This is a genomic window from Paenibacillus sp. KS1 (genome assembly GCF_001680695.1).
Taxonomy (GTDB): Bacteria; Bacillota; Bacilli; order Paenibacillales; family Paenibacillaceae; genus Paenibacillus_B; species Paenibacillus_B suaedae.
Genome location: NZ_MAIS01000206.1, coordinates 1 through 1976, shown reverse-complemented (window position 1 = coordinate 1976; position 1976 = coordinate 1). Strand labels below are relative to the sequence as shown.

Here is a 1976-nt window from a genome sequence, read left to right as displayed (position 1 = left end):
GGTGTCTTAACCCCTTGACCAACGGGCCATATCGTTGTCGTTTCTTACTTTTTTCTCATCACCTCTCGGCGACAATTAAGAGTATATCAAACGATACGACCGTTGACAAGCCTTTTTTTAAAAAAACTTTTTTACCATATTTATGAACCGTTTTTTCCTTGTCCGACAGCTATTCTCTGCACCAATTTTGGCATGTTTAATTGCTCTTATAATATGCCCGCAGCCTCAAATTAAATACGAAAGGAACAAGGTGGCTGTACCGAAGTAAACCGTCAGCGAGAAGATATCATTCAATGTTGTAATAAGTGGCCCTGATGCTACAGCTGGGTCGGCGTTAAGCTTATACAGCAAGATAGGAATTGCTGTACCCGCCATTGTACCGATGATAACCGTCAGGAATAGAGAGCAGCCCACTACGAGCCCCAGCGCTAAGCTTCCCTGCCATATCCCCGCTACAAGGGCAACCGCGGTGCCGCACACCGTACCGATGATCAGACCTACGAACAATTCTCGCCACAGGAGCCTCGTAACTGTTCCCTTGTCTAAATGCTCTGACGCAAGTCCTCGTATTACCACAGCAAGTGACTGCGTGCCTGTGTTTCCTGTCATCCCTGCAATCATGGGCATGAAGAAGGTCAGCGCAACAACCTGCTGCAGCGTCCCCTCAAACCTACTAATAATGCTTCCCGACACAAGCCCAAGGAACAGAAGCATAATCAACCATGGCAAACGTCTGCGGGCTGCTGTGAAAGGGTTCGTTCGAAAGTCAATCGTCTTGTCCGTTGCCGACAACTTATTGATGTCCTCATGCGCTTCTTCCCGCAAGACGTCAATGACATCATCAACGGATCGTATCCCTAGAAGCTTGTCATCTGGATCAACAACAGGCATGGACAAGAAATCGTATTGTTCAAATAGTCGTGCCACTTCCTCTTGATCCGTATCGACGGTAACGGAAATGACCTTCTCATTCATAAGCGATTGGATGGTATCTGTCTCCGGAGCCAGCACCAATTCACGATATGTCAACGTACCGACCAGCCGCTTCTGTTCATTGACTACATACAGATAGTGGACGTTCTTCGTCATCTCAGCGAACGCCTTCACCTTCTCAACCGCTTCCCGCACGGTGTAACGCTCATAGAACCAGACATAACGGTTCGTCATCAATCCGCCCGCGGTCTCCGGTTCATAAGTCATCAGGCGGCGTACTGTGTCGCTCTCCTCCCGCTCCATGAGCGAAAGCAAGAACTCCTTCTCTTCCACGCTAACCGCTGCCATCATGTCAGCCAAGTCGTCATTGTCCATCCGGTTCAATACTTCTGCCGCACGATTGCGGCCAAGCATCTGGAACGACTCCAGTTGAAGATCTGGATTCAACTCACGGATCATCTCCGTTAGCTGACCTACTTCCAGCACCTCAAGCAGCCGAGAGCGCTGCGACAAATTCACATGCCGATATACGACCGCTAAATCATAAGGATGCCAATAGCGGAGCGCATGCTTCACTTCATCAACAGAACCCTGCAAAATGCGTTCTGCCTCATCTATGATCTCATCAGTATCGTACGATACTGTGTCCTTATCCTTGTTCGAGTCTGCTTTCGTTGTCTTTTTCTCGTTCCATGCTTGCTTCTGTTTATCACGTTTACTCCCCATTACGCTCACCCCCCACGGATAACAATCCGTATATGGTGTATTCCACTGCTACTTCAAGCCGATATTATGAAACCCACCATTACATTCATTAAACGCACTGAACAATTGGCGAAACAGAATGACCATCATCTGTTCACACTGAATGCCTTCATAGTGTATGAAAAAAAGCAAGGAATAACCGCGATCTCTCACAGTTATCCTTGCTTTATCCATTTCAGCGATGATGCAATTTATAATATGTATATAACAACAAAAAAATCCCTTGCGGGATCTTGTCTGTACCATTGTGGCGGAGAGAGAGGGATTCGAACCCTCGC

The 1976-nt window shown here is 47.5% G+C and carries 1 protein-coding gene; it reads right to left on the bottom strand.

Going from position 1 to position 1976, the window contains the following annotated elements:
* Nucleotides 1-225: 225 nt before the first annotated feature.
* Entirely contained in the window at nt 226-1659 is a 1434-nt protein-coding gene (mgtE, locus tag BBG47_RS27800) for a magnesium transporter (protein WP_065294437.1), read from the bottom strand.
* Nucleotides 1660-1976: the final 317 nt, after the last annotated feature.